General features: G+C 60.0%; 6 protein-coding genes and 1 pseudogene. 2 read left to right on the top strand and 5 right to left on the bottom strand.

The genetic code is table 11. From position 1 onward, the window contains the following. From N554_RS43235 to N554_RS0129970, 4 genes and pseudogenes are all read right to left on the bottom strand, one after another. Positions 1-192, bottom strand: a 192-nt coding sequence (locus tag N554_RS43235) for a helix-turn-helix domain-containing protein (RefSeq protein ID WP_197033803.1), incomplete at its 3' end; no start/stop codon positions are given. Between the two features lie 183 nt (positions 193-375). Further along, positions 376-894 (bottom strand): phage terminase small subunit P27 family, encoded by a 519-nt coding sequence (locus N554_RS39145; protein ID WP_081851490.1) that lies wholly within the window; start codon positions 892-894, stop codon positions 376-378. After that, positions 861-1,454: pseudogene (locus N554_RS0129975) on the bottom strand (site-specific DNA-methyltransferase); the annotation flags it as partial. The pseudogene N554_RS0129975 and the gene N554_RS39145, both read right to left, overlap by 34 nt. Before the next feature lie 326 nt (positions 1,455-1,780). Beyond that, positions 1,781-2,737 (bottom strand): LysR family transcriptional regulator, encoded by a 957-nt coding sequence (locus N554_RS0129970; protein WP_197033802.1) that lies wholly within the window; start codon positions 2,735-2,737, stop codon positions 1,781-1,783. Positions 2,738-2,827: 90 nt separating this feature from the next. Here N554_RS0129970 and N554_RS0129965 point away from each other — a divergent pair, with 90 nt between their 5' ends. Together N554_RS0129965 and N554_RS0129960 are read left to right on the top strand one after the other, a co-directional pair. Then, positions 2,828-3,808, top strand: a complete 981-nt coding sequence (locus N554_RS0129965; RefSeq protein ID WP_029586820.1) for a Bug family tripartite tricarboxylate transporter substrate binding protein — start codon at positions 2,828-2,830, stop codon at positions 3,806-3,808. A gap of 46 nt (positions 3,809-3,854) precedes the next feature. After that, positions 3,855-4,736 (top strand): ABC transporter substrate-binding protein, encoded by an 882-nt coding sequence (locus N554_RS0129960; RefSeq protein ID WP_029586819.1) that lies wholly within the window; start codon positions 3,855-3,857, stop codon positions 4,734-4,736. A gap of 480 nt (positions 4,737-5,216) precedes the next feature. Here N554_RS0129960 and N554_RS0129955 read toward each other — a convergent pair. Then, the coding region (locus N554_RS0129955; protein ID WP_029586818.1) for an SDR family oxidoreductase at positions 5,217-5,564 on the bottom strand (348 nt) is incomplete at its 5' end.

The following is a 5,564-nucleotide window of genomic DNA, read 5'->3' as shown; positions in this document are numbered from 1 at the left end:
TCGTCCCAAGTGGCGCGCGATCGACCGCAACGAGCAGCGCATGCTGAGCCATCGAGAGATTTCCTCTCGTTCAGAAAGGCCGAGCGCCTGTTTGGCACGGTGCCGATCCGGAGGACGTATGCCACCGGTTGGCGAGATCACAGAGAAGACCGACGAGGACTCCCGGTCAAATCGGCGTCCGATCGAACTCATCGGCTCGCCGGCCTGCCAGCGATCCTAGATCTCAGACCGCTGAGCGGTCGAGTAATAAATGCGACGTCGCTGTTTCATGCCCACACTCCATCTTTGCTAAAAGATTAGAGTGTTGCGCTGACCAATTGAGCCCGCCGTCAAAAGCCGACTTTGGGCATAGTTCAGCAAGCGTCCGCTTTTGCCTCAGCAGCCGACGTCGAAGCTTACTAGCTCAAAATTCGTCCGCCGGTATCCAGGGCCTTTGCGCTCCGAGCAGGCCCGCAAACTTACTTCCGGGTTGGCTCCGTGCGTTGCTAAAGAAACCCTTGATCGCGAGACAGGCGAAAGCCCAAACTCGCTTAGATATTTGTGCATCAACTCGAGCTGCTTATTTGCAATCGTGAGCCACGGGTTTTGCCGCACATAACCAGACGGAAGCTTTAGCAACATGGGAGTTTCGTGCAACTTGCGCTCAGCTTCCAGCCAGCGTCCATAGGCCTGGCAATAAGCGGCAAGCGCCGCCCGATCGAGCTCGGTGAGAATGCGCAAGACGGTGAGCTGTGCCGCCAGTCGCCTCCATTCTGCTTTTGCCGCCGGGCAAAGATGAAATGGGCACGTTGGCGCCCTGCGGGCAGGTTCCGGTTCACTGGAATTGGGGCGACGGCTCCCAGGATTACCGTCCAGCAGCTTTAGGTGGGTCGGCTTTGGCTTACGGCCCCGCATAATAAAACCACCTCTACTTGGTCAGGTTGAGCACCGCGATCGTGGCGCGCATCTTCGAAAGTCATACTGCTGGATGCCAGATGAGCTTGTTCTCCCGTGAATGCCTGCCAGCGCTGCACCGCGACATCGACATAGGCCGGCGCCAGTTCGACCGCATAACAATCCCTGCCTGTCATTTCCGCCGCGATGATTGTGGTCCCGGACCCGCTGAACGGCTCATATACCGCCTGTCCTGGCGACGAGTTGTTCTCAATCGGCCGCTTCATACATTCGACCGGCTTTTGCGTTCCGTGGCCCGTTTCAGACTTGAGATGCGATATGCCCCAGACGGTCGTTTGTTTGCGGTCTCCAGCCCGGCGGCCAGTCTTGCCTTTCCGGACCGCATACCAAGCGGGCTCGTGCTGCCAATGATAGTCTCCGCGGCCAATGACCAGCCGTGTATTATCCCAGATAATCTGTGCGCGAATGGCAAAGCCGGATGTCTCAAGGCTTTGGGCGACCGTGGCAGCATGTAAGGCGCCGTGCCAGACGTAGGCGACGTCGCCGGGAAACAGCGCCCAACCCACCACGCTTCAGCTCGATGATCTACTCAAGCTCCTGCCGGCGACGTGGGCACAGCAGCGTTCCGCGCTGCACAATTCGAATTAACCGGAATGCGTTGAGGAGCTGGCACATCCGCTAGCGCCCAGAAGCAGACATTACCTGAGAGTCAGCTTTTGACCCTGGCTGTGTAAAAACTCAAAAGATCGGAACACGACGGAAATAATTTTCCGAGATCATTCGCAACCTAACAAGCCGGCGAAGTTTCGCGGACCAGAAACGAGACTTGGTGGAACGCTCATTCTACGCAATCGCAGCGCCGCTGCGTTTCTACACACCCAAGACCCTAACCGGACCTTTGAACCGTGTCATCTTTTTTTGGATCGACGGGAAAATTCCTTGCGGCTCGCCGCACCAAAGTCACGAAATTACGGACCACCGGCGATGGGTCGCCGCGGCGCGATGCGAGGTTGAGGACGGCTTTCGGCTGAGAGGCCCCCTTCAGTTGGCGGTATGCTATGCCGTCCATCGTCATACGCTGCATGCAAGCGGGCACGAGGGTAATGCCGAGCCCAACAGCGACAAGGCTCAGCGCCGACGTGATGCGCGGCGCTTCCTGGCCAAGACGAGGGCTGAACCCAGCCTTGAGGCAGGCCGCCATCGTGGCTTCGTAGAACGCCGGTCCAAGCTGCCGCGCGTAGACTATAAATGTTTCGTTGGCGAGATCCTTCAGCGCGATTGGCGCGCCCCCGCGGTCAGGTCGCGCCAATGTGTGATCGCTCGGTAGCGCCACCACCATCGGCTCGACTATTAATGGATTGACGGAAAGATTCTGCGATTCATCGAGGGCTGCGCGCGTAAAAGCGACATCCATCTGGTCGTCTCGCAGTCGTTCGAGCGCCTCCTTCCTTAGACACTCGTCCAGCGTCAGCGACACAAGCGGAAAGGCCGTCCGAAACGCACGGATGACGAACGGCACGAAGGGATGAAATGGCGCGGTCGGCATCACGCCGACGCAGAGGCGGCCCTGCTCGCCGCGCGCCGCGCTACGTGTCGCTTCAAATGAGCCCTCATATTGCGCGATTGTTGCGCGAGCGCGATCAAGGAAAACGCGTCCGGCCTCAGTCAACTCGACGCCGCGCGCCTTGCGGCGAAAGAGTTGGACATCGAGCTCGGTTTCGATTGCTTTGATCCGTTGACTGAGCGGCGGCTGCTGCATGCCGAGCCGCTCTGCAGCTCGCGTGATGTGGCCATCCTCGGCGACGGCCACAAATTGCCGGAGGTGCCGCAGTTCTATAGTCATACTGAATCCCATATGTATTTTGCCTAATCCATATAATACCTTCTCTCTCGTTCGAATGCTATCCTGGGTCGCTTCAGAGGGAGATTGGTCATGCCTCTTCTGCGCCGGCAGTTTCTGCAGTTAGTGACAGGCTCGGCATTTGCATCAGCTCCGTCGTCGTTTGCGCTTGCACAAGGGTATCCAACGCGGCCGGTGCGTGTGCTCGTGCCTTACGCACCCGCCGGCCCTGCCGATATCCTAGCGCGGCTCGCCGCGCATAAGCTTTCCGAGCAACTTGGGAAGCAGTTCTATGTCGAGAATGTCGGCGGCGGGGGCGGCAATACCGGCATGGGTCAGGGCGCCAGAGCGGCGCCCGACGGTTACACTGTGTTGGTTGTTCCTCCGAACATCATCGTCAATCCGGCGATGTACGACACCGTGCCCTATGATCCCTACAAGGACTTCGACCCGGTCACGGTTGCCGTCAGCGCGCCGACTGTGCTCTCGACCCATCCTTCGCTCCAGGTCCAGAGCGTAAAAGAGCTCGTCGCGCTGATTAAATCCGGTGGCGTCAAGTACAGCTTCGCATCCCCCGGCATCGGCACGCCGCCGCATCTGATTGGCGAGAACTTCCGCCTGTCACTTGGGCTCGACCTTGTGCACGTGCCGTTCAACAGCGCGGGCCAAGCAGTCGCCTCGACGCTCGCAGGGCACACCCCGATTGTGTTCAGCTCACTGCCTCCCGCCGTACCACAGATCAAGGAAGGAAAGCTGCGCGGGCTCGCAGTGACCAGCAAGACACGGTCGTTGGCGCTTCCCGATGTGCCCAGCATGGTGGAAGCTGGCTATCCCGAGATCGAGGGAGAGGGTTGGTTCGCCTTCGTCGTTCCTGCCGGAACACCAAAGGAGATCACTGCGCTTCTCAACCATGAGATCATCAAGCTGATCGCGCTGCCCGACATCAAGGAAAAATTGGCGGCGCTCGGCTTTACGGCAGTCGGCATGACCGCGGACGAGTCGGCCGCGCTGTTCCGCACGGAAAGCAGCAAATGGGCGAAGGTCATCCGCGAGGCCGGCATCAAGGCTAATTGACGATGCCCCGCGCGGAGGGAGGAAGGTCTTGACCTGCTGCGATCAGATGCCGACCGTCGGCATTATGGCGGCCGGCACGCTGGGTCCACTCGAGAATTTTAAGGCTGGGATGCGCGACTGCGGCTTCATCGAGAGGGAAACCGTCCGTTATGAACTGCGCGTCGCGCACGGCGATTCCGACAGGCTTCTTGGCTTCGCGGGTGAACTGGTCCGGGCTTCTGTCGACTTAATCGCGGTGGTCGGCGCAGTGACGGCCCGTGCGGCGCGAACGGTCACAAGGGACATTCCCATTGTTTATGCAGTTGTCGTCGATCCCGTCAGCGACGGTCTTGCCACTGTATCAAGACAACCCCTCGGCAACATGACCGGAATGACGACCTATGATCCCGATCAGGCGCGGATGCACATCGCATTGCTGCGGTCGGTGAAACCGGACCTCGCGCGGATCGCGTTGCTTGCGGATAGCGGCGTCTCCAATTGCCTGACGCAAGTGCATAGTAGTGCCATGCAAGAGGCTGGGGTGCGTCCGCAGGTCGTCCGCATCGCCGGTCCCGACCCCGATCTCATTGACGCCTTCGCGGCCATGCAGCGCGAGGGTACCGATGCGCTCGTGGTCCTCGAACATCCGGTCAATGGGGCGAACGCCGCCCGCATAGCAGAACTTGCCTTGGCACACTGCCTACCGACGGGAGTAGCGCGGGCACAGGCCGATGCCGGCGGACTGTTCGCCTATGGGACCAGTTTGCGCGGCGCGGCGTATCAGATGGCTGGGTACGCAAGCCGCATTCTTCGCGGCACTGAACCCAGCGACTTACCCGTCGAGACCTTTCATTGCACGGAGTTGGTGGTCAACATGCGGACAGCGCGAAACCTCGGCCTCACGGTCCCGCCAGACATATTGACCCGCGCTGTGTGCTTGATTGACTGAGGCCGGAGCGCCTGCGTTTAGTTCCACACATATGGCACTTATCTGAAGTCGATGTTTCAGTGAATGCCCGCTCCGCGCCAGCAGCGGCCATTCGCAAATCGAATGTTATGGAACATGCCGGTCAACTGTAAGGCTTTGACCTGAATGCTGCGGCGAGCCTTGTGGAAGTCCGTCGTGGCGGTGCAATGGAGGCTAGGTTTTCGATGACGAGGCGACCGAACGATTACGGCCCATCAGTCGTCCCCGGCGGCGGCACGATGCCTATCCCGACTAATTCACGGATCTGATCAAGCGAGGGTTGTTCGGCCTTAATCTGGGAGCTGGCGGAGGGAGAGGAACTGGGATCGAACCTTCTCCGCGGGGCCCAGAGTAGTGGAGCGTAGCCCATCGCACCGCGCCTGTAACCCTGCGGGGGTCAGCCGCTACGGGCCAAAGCACCTCTGCCGCCAGAGTCACTGGACGGTTCAGTCTGGCCCTCCTTCAGATGAAAGGTTTGCCGCCGGTGACGGCGACCGTTGTCCCAGACGTGTAGCTCGATGCCGGATCCGCCAGCATGACGTAGGTGCTCGCAAGCTCCGCCGGCTGTCCGGCCCGCTTCATGGGCACCTGCTTTCCGAAGTTCTCGACTGCTTCTTCCGGCATCGTCGACGGGATCAACGGTGTCCAAATCGGCCCAGGCGCGACGGCGTTGGCGCGGATTCCTTTCTCGGCGAGCATTTGCGCCAGGCCGCCGGTGAAGTTTTGGATGGCACCTTTTGTGGTCGCGTAGGCGAGTAGTATGGGGTTCGGCATGTCCGAATTGACTGAGGCCGTATTGATGACAGCGCT

It is taken from the genome of Bradyrhizobium sp. URHD0069 (genome assembly GCF_000701345.1).
Classification (GTDB): domain Bacteria; phylum Pseudomonadota; class Alphaproteobacteria; order Rhizobiales; family Xanthobacteraceae; genus Bradyrhizobium.
The sequence above is the reverse complement of the archived record's forward strand: the minus strand, read 5'-3'. Positions and strand labels throughout refer to the sequence as shown.

Excerpts from the sequence above, each read along its gene's own strand:
- N554_RS0129970 (WP_197033802.1), bottom strand. The coding sequence starts at position 2,737 with ATGACTATAGAACTGCGGCACCTCCGGCAATTTGTGGCCGTCGCCGAG.
- N554_RS0129965 (WP_029586820.1), top strand. The coding sequence starts at position 2,828 with ATGCCTCTTCTGCGCCGGCAGTTTCTGCAGTTAGTGACAGGCTCGGCA.
- N554_RS0129960 (WP_029586819.1), top strand. The coding sequence starts at position 3,855 with ATGCCGACCGTCGGCATTATGGCGGCCGGCACGCTGGGTCCACTCGAG.
- N554_RS39145 (WP_081851490.1), bottom strand. The coding sequence starts at position 894 with ATGCGGGGCCGTAAGCCAAAGCCGACCCACCTAAAGCTGCTGGACGGT.